Origin of the sequence: Acinetobacter larvae, assembly GCF_001704115.1 — a bacterium.
Classification (GTDB): domain Bacteria; phylum Pseudomonadota; class Gammaproteobacteria; order Pseudomonadales; family Moraxellaceae; genus Acinetobacter; species Acinetobacter larvae.
This window is the reverse complement of record NZ_CP016895.1, coordinates 790,141-804,406: the sequence shown is the minus strand read 5'-3', so window position 1 is coordinate 804,406 and position 14,266 is coordinate 790,141. Positions and strand designations below refer to the sequence as shown.

12 protein-coding genes are annotated in these 14,266 nt (G+C 43.0%); 7 read left to right on the top strand and 5 right to left on the bottom strand.

The genetic code is table 11. From position 1 onward, the window contains the following. Nucleotides 1–9: 9 nt before the first annotated feature. Entirely contained in the window at nt 10–486 is a 477-nt protein-coding gene (locus BFG52_RS03550; RefSeq protein ID WP_067552716.1) for a hypothetical protein, read from the bottom strand. 316 nt (nt 487–802) lie between these two features. On the opposite strand from BFG52_RS03550, the gene BFG52_RS03545 reads away from it, so the two are divergent. Further along, nucleotides 803–2,872 (top strand): OPT family oligopeptide transporter, encoded by a 2,070-nt coding sequence (locus BFG52_RS03545; protein ID WP_067552713.1) that lies wholly within the window; start codon nt 803–805, stop codon nt 2,870–2,872. Between the two features lie 251 nt (nt 2,873–3,123). Here BFG52_RS03545 and BFG52_RS03540 read toward each other — a convergent pair whose 3' ends face one another. Beyond that, nucleotides 3,124–3,807: a hypothetical protein gene (locus BFG52_RS03540; protein ID WP_407639240.1), complete on the bottom strand. Its 684-nt coding sequence runs from the start codon at nt 3,805–3,807 to the stop codon at nt 3,124–3,126. Between the two features lie 225 nt (nt 3,808–4,032). Next, nucleotides 4,033–6,630 (bottom strand): Fe/S-dependent 2-methylisocitrate dehydratase AcnD, encoded by a 2,598-nt coding sequence (acnD, locus tag BFG52_RS03535; RefSeq protein ID WP_067559093.1) that lies wholly within the window; start codon nt 6,628–6,630, stop codon nt 4,033–4,035. Between the two features lie 259 nt (nt 6,631–6,889). On the opposite strand from acnD, the gene ygfZ reads away from it, so the two are divergent. The 4 genes from ygfZ (at nt 6,890) to BFG52_RS03515 (ending at nt 10,972) form a co-directional block, all read left to right on the top strand. Then, on the top strand, nt 6,890–7,615 hold the full coding sequence (ygfZ, locus tag BFG52_RS03530) for a CAF17-like 4Fe-4S cluster assembly/insertion protein YgfZ (RefSeq protein ID WP_067559077.1): 726 nt from the start codon (nt 6,890–6,892) through the stop codon (nt 7,613–7,615). 254 nt (nt 7,616–7,869) lie between these two features. Next, nucleotides 7,870–8,592, top strand: a complete 723-nt coding sequence (locus BFG52_RS03525; RefSeq protein ID WP_067552708.1) for a DsbC family protein — start codon at nt 7,870–7,872, stop codon at nt 8,590–8,592. Nucleotides 8,593–9,118: 526 nt separating this feature from the next. Next, a complete protein-coding gene (locus tag BFG52_RS03520) occupies nt 9,119–9,940 on the top strand; it encodes a tetratricopeptide repeat protein (protein ID WP_067552705.1) in 822 nt (273 codons plus the stop codon). A gap of 252 nt (nt 9,941–10,192) precedes the next feature. After that, on the top strand, nt 10,193–10,972 hold the full coding sequence (locus tag BFG52_RS03515) for a tetratricopeptide repeat protein (protein WP_067552702.1): 780 nt from the start codon (nt 10,193–10,195) through the stop codon (nt 10,970–10,972). 120 nt (nt 10,973–11,092) lie between these two features. Here the strand turns inward: BFG52_RS03515 and BFG52_RS03510 are convergent, their stop codons facing one another. Next, entirely contained in the window at nt 11,093–12,214 is a 1,122-nt protein-coding gene (locus tag BFG52_RS03510) for an NADH:flavin oxidoreductase/NADH oxidase (protein WP_067552699.1), read from the bottom strand. 95 nt (nt 12,215–12,309) lie between these two features. Between BFG52_RS03510 and mutM the strand changes: the two genes are divergently transcribed. Next, the gene (gene mutM / locus BFG52_RS03505; protein ID WP_067552696.1) at nt 12,310–13,173 is read left to right on the top strand and encodes a bifunctional DNA-formamidopyrimidine glycosylase/DNA-(apurinic or apyrimidinic site) lyase; all 864 of its coding nucleotides are present in this window, start codon (nt 12,310–12,312) and stop codon (nt 13,171–13,173) included. A 28-nt stretch (nt 13,174–13,201) separates the two neighbouring features. After that, nucleotides 13,202–13,486 (top strand): peptidylprolyl isomerase, encoded by a 285-nt coding sequence (locus tag BFG52_RS03500; protein WP_067552693.1) that lies wholly within the window; start codon nt 13,202–13,204, stop codon nt 13,484–13,486. 117 nt (nt 13,487–13,603) lie between these two features. On the opposite strand, the gene mscL is transcribed toward BFG52_RS03500, so the two are convergent. Then, the gene (mscL, locus tag BFG52_RS03495) at nt 13,604–14,044 is read right to left on the bottom strand and encodes a large conductance mechanosensitive channel protein MscL (protein ID WP_067552690.1); all 441 of its coding nucleotides are present in this window, start codon (nt 14,042–14,044) and stop codon (nt 13,604–13,606) included. Between the last annotated feature and the right edge of the window lie 222 nt (nt 14,045–14,266).

Below are 14,266 nucleotides of genomic sequence, written 5' to 3'. Positions count from 1 at the left end.
TGATCAACATTAAAATATTTTCGTATGCGCTACAAAAATTCGTTTTAGCCCTTTTGAGAATAATAAATAAGGGGTCAACAATAGCGTCATCAGCAGATGGTAAATAATTTCATCATGAAAATACAAAGCATCTTGTAACTTTGCTTGTCCTAAGCTTTGATAAGAAATGAAGATTTTCAGTGTATCGCTAAGCAGTAAAGCAATAAAACTATATATTGCATAGCGCAAAAAACGCACATCCCGATTTGAGTACAATAACGTTAAATAAATTAGCCATAATAAAGATAAAGCATCAATTAAAAAGTCAAATAGCATCGAACGTATATACCAAGGATTATCACTGATCGCTAAAACTTGATGCACCAAGCCCCATTTGGACAAAAATTCATAATTCCACCCAACAAACTTAATGACTAAGCTCAATGATATCGCACTAAGCACGATTGCGATCAGCAGATCGCTTAGACTGATATCGCTATTTTTCATATTTATTCTCCGATTTTTTCTAAGTCTAAAACATCATAATGCTTCATTCTTTAGCTTATTCGCTTGCCGCGGTTTTTAACTGTAAAAAACCTTATGGAGTGGCATGCGGGTATCGTCATTGTTTCCACTAAGTTTGTGCGCTACGACATGGCAAGCAACGAAATGACTGTCAATCCATATCAGGCTAATACTATACTTAAGCACTAAATACGCGGTTCATCAGTTTGAGCACATCAGCAGATTGCTCGACTGAGCGTAACAATTAAAACGCCGAAAATTACAATGATTGGCGTAGTTTTATCGATAGGGATTTTAAATGAAAAATAAACCGATCTATAGTGATCCTTTTGACGGTTATCGCGAACTCACACTGCGTGGTATCGTGTTAGGAATACTCATCACCATCGTTTTCACAGCGTCAAATATCTATCTCGGTCTAAAAGTTGGTTTAACCTTTGCATCGTCTATTCCTGCGGCAGTACTGTCAATGGCTATTCTAAAATGGGCGAAAGATTCAAACATCTTAGAAAATAATCAAGTACAAACCCAAGCTTCTGCTGCGGGGACATTATCTTCCGTCATCTTTGTATTACCAGGACTGTTGATGATTGGTTATTGGCAAGATTTCCCGTTTTGGCAAACAGCCTTGATCTGTATGGCAGGTGGTATTTTAGGCGTTATATTCACCATTCCTCTGCGTCATGTCATGGTGGTCAATAGCCCACTGCCTTATCCAGAAGGTATCGCAGCTGCTGAAATTTTAAAGACCGCAAGCAAAGGACGCATTGCCAATGCGCAAGGAGAGATTATTCAGGAAGCTGAATCAAGCAGCGCAGCAACAACACATCAAAGTAGTAATGCCAAAGAAATTGTTTATGGTGGGCTTTTTGCAGCCCTCATCAGCTTTATGACAGGCGGTCTACGTCTACTCACCGACAGCAGTAGTCTCTGGTTAAAAGCAAGTGCAGCGATATTTCAAATTCCTCTGGGCTATTCACTGGCCCTCTTGGGTGCAGGTTCCTTAATTGGCATTGGCTCAGGTATTGCGATTTTGGTTGGTATTGCCATCACGTGGGGAGTGGCGGTGCCATTTTTTAGCGCCATAGCCCCTATGCCAGAGCAATTAGACATTGCCACCTATGCCAATCAAATCTGGAAAGAAAAAGTTCGTATGATTGGGGTTGGAACCATTGGCATTGCGGCAATCTGGACTTTATTGGTGCTTTTTAAACCCATGTTGCAAGGGGTAAAATTATCCATCCAAGCCTACCAGAGTAAAACCGACCAACACAGCGTTCCTCGTGCTTCACGTGATTTACCCCCCAAATATATGCTGCTCATGATCAGTCTAGTCGCGGTACTGCTCTATGTGACTTTTTATTATTTTGTCGCAAGTTCAGGCTTGGCACTGACTTGGGCATGGGCTTTGGTGGCATTGGTTACAGTATTAACCATGTTGATTGGTTTCTTGGTTGCGGCAGCCTGTGGTTATATGGCGGGCTTGGTGGGCTCTTCTTCTAGTCCGATTTCAGGCATCGGTATATTGGCAATATTACTTTTTTCAGTTTTATTGCTCATGCTCAGCCATAGTGTTAGTGAACAACAAGGACAAAACCTAAATCACTTTCTTACTGCATTGGCTATTTTTGCCACGTCGGCGGTGGTTGCCATTGCCGCGATTGCCAATGACAATTTACAAGATTTAAAAACCGGCTATTTATTACATGCAACACCAGCCAAGCAACAAATTTCCTTGATGATTGGCTGTGTCGTCGGTGCATTGATCATCGCACCAGTATTAGAATTACTCTACTATGCTTATGGTTTTAGTGGTGCTTTACCACGCGCCAATATGGATCTCAGCCAAACCCTCGCAGCACCACAAGCCTTACTCATGAGTACCATTGCACAAGGCATATTTTCGCAGCAGTTACTCTGGGATTATATTTTCATTGGCATAGTTTTAGGTGCTGTGCTGATTTTGATCGATTTCATTCTCAAACGTATCAGTCATGGTCATTTAGCCTTGCCCGTCTTGGCTGTAGGTTTGGGCATCTATCTTCCCCCGAGTGTCAATATTCCATTATTTTTTGGCGCATTATTATTTTGGCTCATCAAACGTCATGTACGTCGTCAAAACAATGGCGAAGCACGACTGCTACAGGTTGAAAATCGCGGTACGTTATTTGCGGCAGGACTGATTGTTGGTGAAAGCCTGATGGGGGTTGTTTTGGCAATGATCATTGTGACATCAACCAGTCTGGGCGGCTCAGATGCGCCACTTGCGATTGCATTGCCCAACTGGGAGCTTATGGCAAATATACTCGGCTTTATGGTATTTATTTTCGCCATGTGGTTATTCTGCAAACGCTGTTTGTCTGCTTAAACCCTAAAACTTAAGCTCTAAAACTTAGACCCTAAAACTTAAGTCCTGAATTTAGGGTCTACAGATCAGCGCTCAAACACAATGTGTGCTAAAAACTGCGTGTTGGATCCACCCGGTATATTGCAGCTGGGCTTGAATAGATGTAAAGCCAATGCAAGCCCACTTACAAATCGCAGCGACCTATGCCATTGAGCATGTGTCGCTGTTTAATATGAACATCATGACAAAAGACCTGACCACCCGCCATCCTTTTAATCAAAACTGAAATCATCAAAATCTTTGATTTTAGAAAGGTAATAACTTGGATAATTGACCTTCGACCACTTTTCTGCAAAACGAGGAGGCTCAACCTCATCTTGTGCTGCATTTAAATTTGTTCGGGTTAATTCGCGTTGCGTTATAAAGTTAATACTGGTTTGACGCCGAATATAGGGTCCAAAATTGTTAGAGCCCTCAAAACCGATCAAAGCTAGATCTTGTCCCTTTAAACGAAAGCTATATCCCCAATGACCATAACGACCATGCAGATAACGGATATTGAGTAAGCCTTTATCAATTTCGACCAACAACTCTGGCGGAAAATATACCCCACCCTCTTCATTTTCAGAAGAGAAGCAATCCAGGTTCTTCAGCACTGGTCTATATTGACCATTTTGATTTAATAGAACAATTAGACCGCGGCGATTGCGATCAAGTCGCCCACGATACTGATCATCCACCCATTGCTTGGGATCAGTTCCTTTGACGATCAAAACCATATCGTCAACCCCATCACCATTTAAATCGCCCGATACCGCAGCAAACAAGGTGTAATGTTGCGGGATATAGCTTTTAAATTCCTGTTGCAGTATTTGCCATTGTGGTTTTTTGGCATCAATCTCTTCGGCATGGCCGTAAAGCCACACGGTACTGCACAGCAATACACTCAAGAGCATATGACGTAGCGCAACTTTGAACATGATAAAACCACTCTGTTGATGGAAGCTTTTTAAGCGAAGTATAAATTTAAGCAAAGTATAAATTAAACAAAGAATAAACAATCAGTGATAGACCGTGTTTATTGCTAGCTCACCTAGCCATAGGTCATATCTCTCACGATAGGTCTGGTCTATCACTGATCTTTAAGGTCAATATGAAAAGCATTCATTCATTGCAATGCTTTAAGCCATGGCACTACTTTCCAAAAAGTCTTGTGCAAAACGCTGTAACACACCACCCGCACCATATACATGTACTTCTTCTTCGGTATCTAAACGACAGGTTACAGGGACTTCAAGCAAACTGCCATCTTGTCGTTCAATCTGTAACGTTAAAGTGGTCCGTGGTGCAAGATGCCCAACCACACTATAAAGCTCTGTACCATCAAGAGCCAATGTCTTACGGTTGGTGCCAGCCTTAAACTCTAAAGGAAGTACCCCCATACCAACCAAATTGGTCCGGTGAATACGCTCAAAGCCTTCAGCCACAATCACTTCCACGCCGGCTAGGCGTACACCCTTGGCCGCCCAGTCACGACTAGAGCCCTGACCATAATCTGCCCCTGCCACAATAATCAAAGGCTGCTTACGATTCATATAAGTTTCAATCGCTTCCCACATTCGCATCACCTGCCCTTCAGGCTCGACACGCGCCCAAGAGCCTTGACGCACCGTGCCATCAGCATTGCGGACCATTTCATTAAATAGTTTTGGGTTGGCAAAGGTTGCACGTTGAGCCGTCAAATGATCACCGCGATGAGTCGCATAGGAGTTGAAGTCTTCTTCCGGTACGCCCATTTTATGCAGATATTCACCTGCAGCAGAATCCAGCAAAATCGCATTCGAAGGAGACAAATGATCGGTCGTGATATTATCGGGTAAAATCGCTAAGGCATGCATATCGGTCATACTGCGCGGTGCTGCCAAAGCCCCTTCCCAATAAGGTGGACGGCGAATATAAGTACTTTGCGGACGCCAGTCATACAGTGGGCTCTCAGACTTTGCCACCTCACCCAAATCAAACATTGGAATATAAACTTGTCTAAATTGCTCTGGTTTGACTGCTATTTTGACCAAAGCATCTATTTCTGCATCGGACGGCCAAATATCTTTTAGATATACAGGTTGTCCATTTGTATCTGTCGCCAAAGGATCATGTTCAATGTCGACGCGAATAGTACCTGCTAGCGCATAGGCAACCACTAGCGGTGGTGAAGCCAGAAAAGCTTGTTTGGCATAAGGGTGTATACGCCCATCAAAATTACGGTTGCCTGACAATACCGCGGTCGCATACACATCACGGTCAATAATTTCTTGCTGAATTTTAGGGTCTAATGCACCAGACATGCCATTACAGGTAGTACAAGCATAAGCCACGATACCAAAGCCAAGCTGTTCTAAGTCGGTCAAGACACCCGCTTCTTTTAAATACAACGCTGCGGCTTTAGAACCTGGTGCAAAAGAAGTTTTTACCCATGGTTTCGGTCGCAAGCCCAACTGATTGGCTTTTCGTGCCAACAAGCCTGCAGCGACGGTATTGCGTGGATTGGATGTATTGGTACATGAGGTAATGGCTGCAATAATAATCGCGCCATCAGGCATGCGTCCATCCTCAGGTTGTTCAACCACTCCGGCAATGCCCTTGGCTTTGAGTTCAGAGGTCGCCACCCGAGCATGGGGATTGGAAGGACCTGCAATATTTCGACCAACCTTGGATAAATCAAAACGTAATACCCGCGGGTACTGTGCCTGACGCATTGCATCCGCCCATAAACCAACACTTTTGGCGTATTGTTCCACCAAAGCAACCTGTTTGGCCTCACGACCGGTCAGATTTAAATAATCAATGGTGTTTTGATCGATATAAAACATGGCGGCAGTGGCACCATATTCTGGTGTCATATTGGAAATCGTGGCACGATCTCCCACCGACATGCTATCTACACCTTCACCAAAGAATTCTAGATAAGCACCAACAACACGTTCTTTACGTAAAAAAGCAGTCAGTTCTAATACGATATCGGTCGCGGTAATGCCAGCTTGGCGCTGCCCAACCAGCTCTACCCCAATGATATCGGGTAAACGCATCCAAGATGCACGACCGAGCATGACGTTTTCGGCTTCTAAGCCGCCAACGCCGATGGAAATAACCCCTAAAGCATCGGTATGTGGCGTATGCGAGTCCGTTCCCACACAGGTATCTGGAAAGGCTATGCCATCACGTACTTGTACTACTGGCGACATTTTTTCCAGATTAATCTGATGCATAATTCCATTACCCGCTGGAATCACATCTACATTTTCAAAAGCCGTCTTGGTCCATTCAATAAAATGGAAACGGTCTTCATTGCGACGATCTTCAATGGCACGGTTTTTTTGGAAAGCCTCTGGATCAGAGCCGCCATATTCGACTGCTAATGAATGATCGACAATCAACTGGGTCGGCACAACTGGATTGACTTTGGCTGGATCACCGCCTTGTGCTGCAATGGCATCGCGTAGCCCTGCCAAATCGACCAAAGCAGTTTGACCTAAGATATCGTGACAGACCACCCGTGCCGGATACCAAGGAAAATCATATTCCTGTTTGACTTCGATAATTTGTCTTAAGGACTGTTGCAATAAGGTCGGATCGCAACGACGCACCAATTGCTCAGCAAGTACTTTGGCGGTATAGGGTAATTTTGCATAAGCGCCTGGCTGTATATCTTCAACGGCTTGGCAGACATCGAAATATTGCAACTGGGTATCATGCAGTGCTTTGCGGTACTTGTTATTCATCATGAACTTGCCCCTTTCGTGTTTTTTTCATCCCTTTCATTGCCAAGTGACTTAGCATGAATTAGTTGGCATTGTACGCTGTGGAAAACCCATTTCCCAAATCTTATATATTTCAAATACTTAACCCACAAAACCCCAGTTTTAGCAATAATTAGTTACACAATTGTTAATTTATCCGTGCAATATCTACTTTTTTAGAGAAAATAGTGGAAAATGAATAGCATTATGATCTAACCTGATGGAAAAACAGCGAGTCTCTATGTCTAGCCTAGCCTTCTCTGCCTTTAGCTTAATCGGTGTCGATGCAGAAAAATTCCTACAAGGGCAAGTCACCCTTAATGTCGCAAAACTTGCTGAACATTCGACGCGTTATAGCGCGATCTGTAATCTCAAAGGTCGTATCCAATTGGGTCTATGGATAAAAAAAATAGCCGATCAACACTTCGAGCTGGTCTGTACCCAAGATCAAGCCGAGACCCTCAGCGCGCACCTAAAAAAATATGGCGCATTTTCAAAAATGCGCTTGGAAGCTTTGGGCACACGCTATCCTGTTTGCCAAGGCATTCAAACCGAGTTCCAAGAACAGGCTACGGATATCACTGCATGGCAACTGCAAGCCATCGATTCAGGACAAGCTTGGATTAATCAAATCAATAGTGAATTATTTCAACCCCAAGAATTACGTTTACATCAACGTGATGGCGTACATTTCGATAAGGGTTGTTATTTGGGGCAAGAAATTATTGCCCGTTTGTGGTTTAAGGCAAAACCGAAACAGTGGTTACATTTGATTGAGGGACAAGGTGCTGCACCACAGTTTGGTGAGCAACTTTTAAAGACCGTGCAAGTGGTCAATAGCATAGCGATTGGTGATGGATATCGAGCCTTGGTGGTGGCTAAACCAGAGTCACTTCGCGAGCTCAATGTTACGGTGATTGATCTACCCGAAGCCCTCAATGGGGATGTCGCCAGACCACAACATTAAGACTAAGACCTGCCAGAAAATCAGCAATCTCAGCTGAAATCCCCTACACCCTACCGCGCCGTAGACCTTATCGCAAATACGTCTACGGTGCTTAGGTCCATAAATATCTTATGGGGAACATGTTTGGGTTGGCGTCAGCTTGGGGCTGCAGCTTTATCAACATCGTGTAGAATTGTTTCATCCTGTAGAGAAATACTTTACTTTTTTTGTAAATTTGGCACTCTCTAAGCATTTATTTTAAATAGAGACTACAGATGAAAATATGGTCAGGGCTAATCTGTGCGGCACTATGGGCAAGCACTACAGCACATGCAGATATCAACACCCTACAAAATAATTTAAAAAATAATTTTCCTGAAATCCCAGTTGAATCTGTCACCCCGACTGCATTTGATGGTATTTATGAGGTCTATACCGGTGATCGTATTGTCTATACAGATGACAAAGCGAAGTATTTTTTAGTCGGTAATCTCATTGATCTCGCTGCACAGCACAATATTACCGATGAGAGACAGGCTTATTTAAATCGGATTGATCCCAAACAATTTCCAATAAAACAAGCTATTAAGCAGGTCAAAGGCAATGGTCAACATATCTTATATGTCTTTACCGACCCGGACTGCCCATATTGTAAAAAGCTAGAAAGTGAATTAGAAAAAGTTGATAACACCACCATCTACACCTTCATGATGCCGATTACCCAACTACATCCCAATGCCTTCAATATCTCCGCGCAAATTTGGTGTGATAAAAAACCTTATCAGGCGTGGAGCAACTATATGCTCAAACAACAAGCACCAACAGCAAAAACAGATTGTAAACACCCGATCCAACAAAATATTGATTTCGCTCAACAGCATAAGATTAGTGGCACGCCAACATTTTTCTTAGCAGATGGCAGTCGTTTTGGTGGTGTACGCAGTGCCGAAGACATTCAGCAATTACTGAAGCAAGTCGCGGCAAAACCCAAGTCATAAGAATATCCAATGAGCCCCTCAAAGCTGCCGTACTGCATGTGCAAGACCATAAAGATCGACATATCATCTATTATGATAATTGGGCTTGGTTGATGGCGCAGATCAGACGACAGCCTGTGGGGATTTAACCTGTGGCGATTTAAATAGCGCGCTAGAAGCATCGAAGTGGCTATTTAGCGACCTGATAAGTTACTGATTAGTGAGCGACCTGATGAGTTAACTGATATTGAGATATTGAAATGCTTGGTTGAATGCTTGGTTAAATATTTGACCATGGATGAGTCGTGATATTTGCTGCAAACATGTCTTTGACATCTTCAAAATTCTCTTTTGAATCTAATGTTTTAGCAGATTAATGAACAATAAAAGGGTTTTTTATTTTTATTTGTAATCAATTGGTTGTAAACTGACTTCACAAATTGCGTCATATCTCATGATGGTGTATACAAAATAGTTATTCAATAAACTATGTTGAATTTTCAACACCTTAATGCATAATACTTCCCCGAAAAGGAATGAAATTACGATGAAAAAATTACTACTTGTAAGCAGTCTATTGCTGGCTTCCCACACTTTATATGCAGCTGAGGCACCACAAAGCAGCGCTGCGCCAGCAGCGGCAGAACAAGTTAAACCTGAATTTGTGAAAGTTCAACAATTGGTTGAAGCTGAAAAATTTCCTGAAGCCTATAAAGAATTAGAACGTCTTTCTAAAGCTGGAAATACTCAAGCCACCTACAACTTAGCCTTCCTCACCCAAGCGGGCCAAGGTACCAAAGCCGACAATAAAAAAGCAATTCAACTATTTGAAAAATCTTCAAATGGTGGCTTTGCCATGGCCAGCTATAGCTTGGCGCAAATCTATGCTGGCGGTGAATTGGGGGTAAAAGCTGATCCCAATAAAGCCAAACAATATCTCGAAAAAGCCTCTACACAAGGTTTAGACGATGCCACCATTGATCTTGCTGTTATGCTGTTTAGTGAAGATAAACCGCAAAGCGATCAACAAGCGCTACAAAAACTGAATCCTTTGATTCAAAAAGGTCATCCACAAGCACAATATGTCAAAGCACTGTATGACCTTGGTCAGGGCATCAAAAATAAAAATCAACAAACCACTCAAACGGGTTTAGCCTCTATCCAAGATTTAGCCAAAAAAGGCTATATCCCTGCAATGTTTGCAGCGGCGAATATCTTTGTAAAAGGCGAAATTGTTGAACAAAACCTAGATGAAGCTAAAAAAATCTTTGAAGTTTTGGCAAATGATAATGTACCAAATGCCAAAGAAAGCCTCGACATGGTAAACAAACTCATTGCTGAGAAAAAACCAGCTGCTGCAAAGAAATAATGTAACTACGCTGATCAAATCGGCGTACTGATCATACTCTTATACCGTCTTGTCTAAGGCGGTATTTTTTATGAGGTACACCGTGTAAAAACCAATACCCCCTTTGAATCCACGTTCACATCTTGTTAGACTCCATCATGATCTCAACACGTTTACTGCCATTTGCTAAATAATGTATGCAAAATAGCTGCTTAGAGATAAACTTTAGCCAAGCACTGCAATGCACATTATTTTCAGAGGATCTTCAATACTATGAAAAAATCACTTCTTTTGGCTATTCTTCTGTTTGCATCCCATAGTATTTATGCTGCGTCCAATACCCAGCCTCAGCACATAGATCCTGCACTGGCAAAAGCACAGCAGCTGATCAAAGCACAAGACTACCATGCTGCTTATCAAGAGTTAGAAGGTTTATCTGAGCAAGGCAATGCCCAAGCCACCTATAATCTGGCCTATTTAAATGAGACTGGTAAAGGCGTCGCCAGCAATCCGAAACAAGCGCTGGCACTGTACCAAAAAGCTGCGGCAGCAGGGTATGCCAAAGCGCATTATGCCTTAGCACAACACTATAGCGCAGGTCGTTTAGGTCTCAATGCTGACCCTGCAAAAGCCAAGCAACATCTTGAGCAAGCCGTACAGCAAGGCTCCCCCGAAGCCAGCATTGAATTGGCCTTTTTGCTATTTGCAGAAGATACGCCGGCAAGCGCGCAAAAAGCATCGCAATTATTGGCGCCATTGATTCAGCAAAAAGACCCTCAAGCGATTCATATTCAAGCGCTTTACAATATCAATCAAGGCTTAAAAAACACCAATCCAGCACTGACTTCGCAAGGTTTAGATCAAATCAAACTCTTAGCTGAAAAAGGCTATATTCCTGCCCTCATGATGATGGCCGATATTTTTGCCAAAGGTGATATTGTCGAACAAGATTTAGCTGAAGCTGAGAAAATCTATAGCTTACTCAGTCAGGACAATGTACCGCAGGCTAAACAACGCTTACAGGAAGTTAAACAGCAAATTGCTGCAAAATAGGTGTTGTACTTGCTGTATAGCGATGCCGACCTCATCGGCATCGCTGTAGCACAATGCCAAACGTAAAAGCGCAGTACGCAACCTTCATTTTGGCGATATAACTTTTACCATAGCAATAGCTTAGGTCTGTGACTTTGTTGCAAAAGCTTGAAATAACGCTTTGTAATGACGTGGTTGTGAACGCAAATACTGCGGTGCAATCGCAATTTCATGGCGCAATGCCGCAGCGGCATGCCAAGGCCAGCGCGGGTCATATAAGATGCCTCGGGCAATCGCAATTGCATCGGCTTGTTGCTGGGTCAAGATTTGCTCGGCTTGCTGTGGATCATCAATCAAGCCCACTGCAATCACTGGGATCGCGACTTGTTTTTTAATCGCGGCAGCAAAAGGTACTTGATAATTCGGTCCAACATCAATCTGTTGTTGTGCCGATAAGCCCGCCGAAGAGACATGGATATACGCCGCCCCCAAAGCTGCCAAATGTTTACTCAGCACAATTGACTCATCGACAGACCAACCACCCGCCACCCAATCTTGCGCAGAAATGCGTATGCCAACTGCAATATGCTGCGGTACACGCTGACGTACTGCCGCAAAAACCTGCAAACATAAACGCATACGATTTTCTAAGCTGCCACCATAACGGTCTTCACGGATATTGCTCAATGGAGAAAGAAATTGGTGAATCAGATAACCATGTGCTGCGTGGATTTCTATCAACTTAAAGCCAGCCTCCACAGCCCGTTGTGCGGCATCGGCAAAATCCTTCACCACACCGGCAATTTCGGCTTCATTTAAGGCATGTGGGCAATGGTCTTGTTCAGCAAATTTTAAAGCACTGGCCGATAGCGTTTGCCATGCTCGCGGATCATTTGAAGCGAGCTGCTCTGCACTCAGCCAGGGTTTATCTTGTGATGCTTTACGCCCTGCATGGGCTAACTGAATGGCAAATGGCATCGGTGAAATTTTCTGAATTTTACGCAGTAACGCGGCCATTTTGTCACGTTGTTGATCATTCCATAGTCCTAAATCGGCATAGCTAATACGCCCCTCAGGCTGTACAGCGGTTGCTTCTACAATACATAGCCCTGCACCAGACAAGGCATAACTCCCCCACTGCTGTTCATGCCAATAATCAATCTCCCCCTGTTCCGTCGCAGAGTACTGACACATCGGCGCAATGATAATACGATTACTCAGTTGTAATTGATCAAATTGAATCGGTTCAAATAATAGTGCCACGATGACTCCTTATAATGCTGTTCAATCATTTGATTAGTATTTCCTAGCAATATTGCCTAAAATAAGGCAGCTATTTTGCAAGTACTCAAACGTTTATGCCTGAATTACCTGAAGTCGAAACCACCAAAACCAGTTTGGAACCTTTATTACAACAACAGGTCATTGCTGTAAAAGTCAGACAGTCCAAGCTACGTTGGTCTATTCCTGACGATATTCAGCAACTCCAAGGGCAACGTCTGCTCTCTTTGCGCCGACGTTCAAAATATATCTTGGCACAATTCGAACGTGACCAAATGATCTGGCATTTGGGCATGTCTGGTAGCTTTCGTTTGGCACAGCCTCAGGACGAGCTGCGCAAACATGATCATTTAATGATAGATTTTGATCATGTACAGTTACGTTACCATGATCCACGGCGCTTTGGCTGCATCTTATGGCTGAATCAAGACACCCAACAAAAGCTGTTAGATCCCTTAGGACCAGAGCCTTTATCTGATGATTTTAATACAGATTATTTATACCAAAAACTACAAAAAAAAGCAGTGGCGATTAAAGTTGCACTGATGGACAATCATATTGTGGTCGGTGTCGGCAATATCTATGCCACAGAAAGCCTCTTTCTCACTGGCATACATCCGGCTCAGGCTGCCCATAGTTTAACCCGCACCCAAGTCGAAGCATTGGTGATTGAAATCAAACGCATCTTACAACATGCCATCCAATTAGGTGGCACGACATTGCGTGATTATAGTAATGCGATGGGAGAAAATGGCTATTTCCAACAAACCCTATTGGCCTATGGGCGCGCTGGTGAAATGTGTGTGCAATGTGAAACGACATTAGAAAACATCAAACTGGGGCAACGTGCCAGTGTTTACTGTCCAGCATGCCAAGCACTTAAAAAAGTGCCTGTACGCCCTACAACAAGCAAAGCTAACAGCACAGCAAACTCAAAGTAAAACCAAGCAAAATTTAGGAAATCCAATCATGAAAACAGCCATAGTGCGGCATATTCTCGTCAAGGAGCACACGCTAGCCGAGCAGCTCAAACAAAAGCTGTTGGCTGGTGCCGACTTTCATAAAACCGCGCAACAACATTCTATCTGCCCTTCAGCACAACGTGGTGGAGAATTGGGTGAGGTCAAAAAAGGGCAATTGGTTGCTGTGATTGATAAACTGGTATTTAGTGCCGAAGAGCGGGTACTGCATGGTCCCATCAAAAGTAAATTTGGTTTCCATTTGCTGGAAATTAAATTTCGGATGGAGTTTTGATCCAGCGCAAGACCTAGAGAGCTAAAGCAAGTTTTACCCCACCCCAAGATAGCGTTTTAAGGTGGGCAAAAGGTTATTCTCCCATACAGTCTAGTCGATGGGAGAATATGTTGTGGCTTAGTGTTCAGGACGTTTTTTCAATTCATCACGTATTTCACGTAATAATGCGATATCTTCTGGGGTTGCTGCAGGTTCAGCAGGTTGTGCTTCTTGCGTACGGCGCATACGGTTAAGCAGTTTCACCATCAAAAAGACCACCCAAGCCAAGATCAAGAAATTAATTAAAATGGTAATAAAATTACCATAGGTCAATACATTGATCCCGGCTTTGGTCAGTTCATCAAGAGATTGGAGTTGATTGGGGTTATCACCCAAGACAATAAATTTCTGGCTAAAATCAACTCCGCCCCCCGTAATCAGGGTGATCAAGGGCATGATAAGGTCTTTCACCAAAGAATCAACAATCTTGCCAAAAGCACCACCAATAATTACCCCGACTGCAAGATCAATCATATTGCCTTTGACGGCGAACTCGCGGAACTCTTGCATAATACTCATAAAATTCTCCAATATTTATCAAGTTACTTATAGGGTTTATAAAGTCTATCGACTGTTCATGTGTTTATCACACTTTGTTTAAGCACTGATTTTGCCTGTCTGCACGATCAAAACATGCGTTATATCGACATCAATACTGTTTCAATGCTGTCTCGACATTCATCATTCATATGGCGAATATATCTCGCATATTTAATATATATTTCAACTAATCTACTGCTT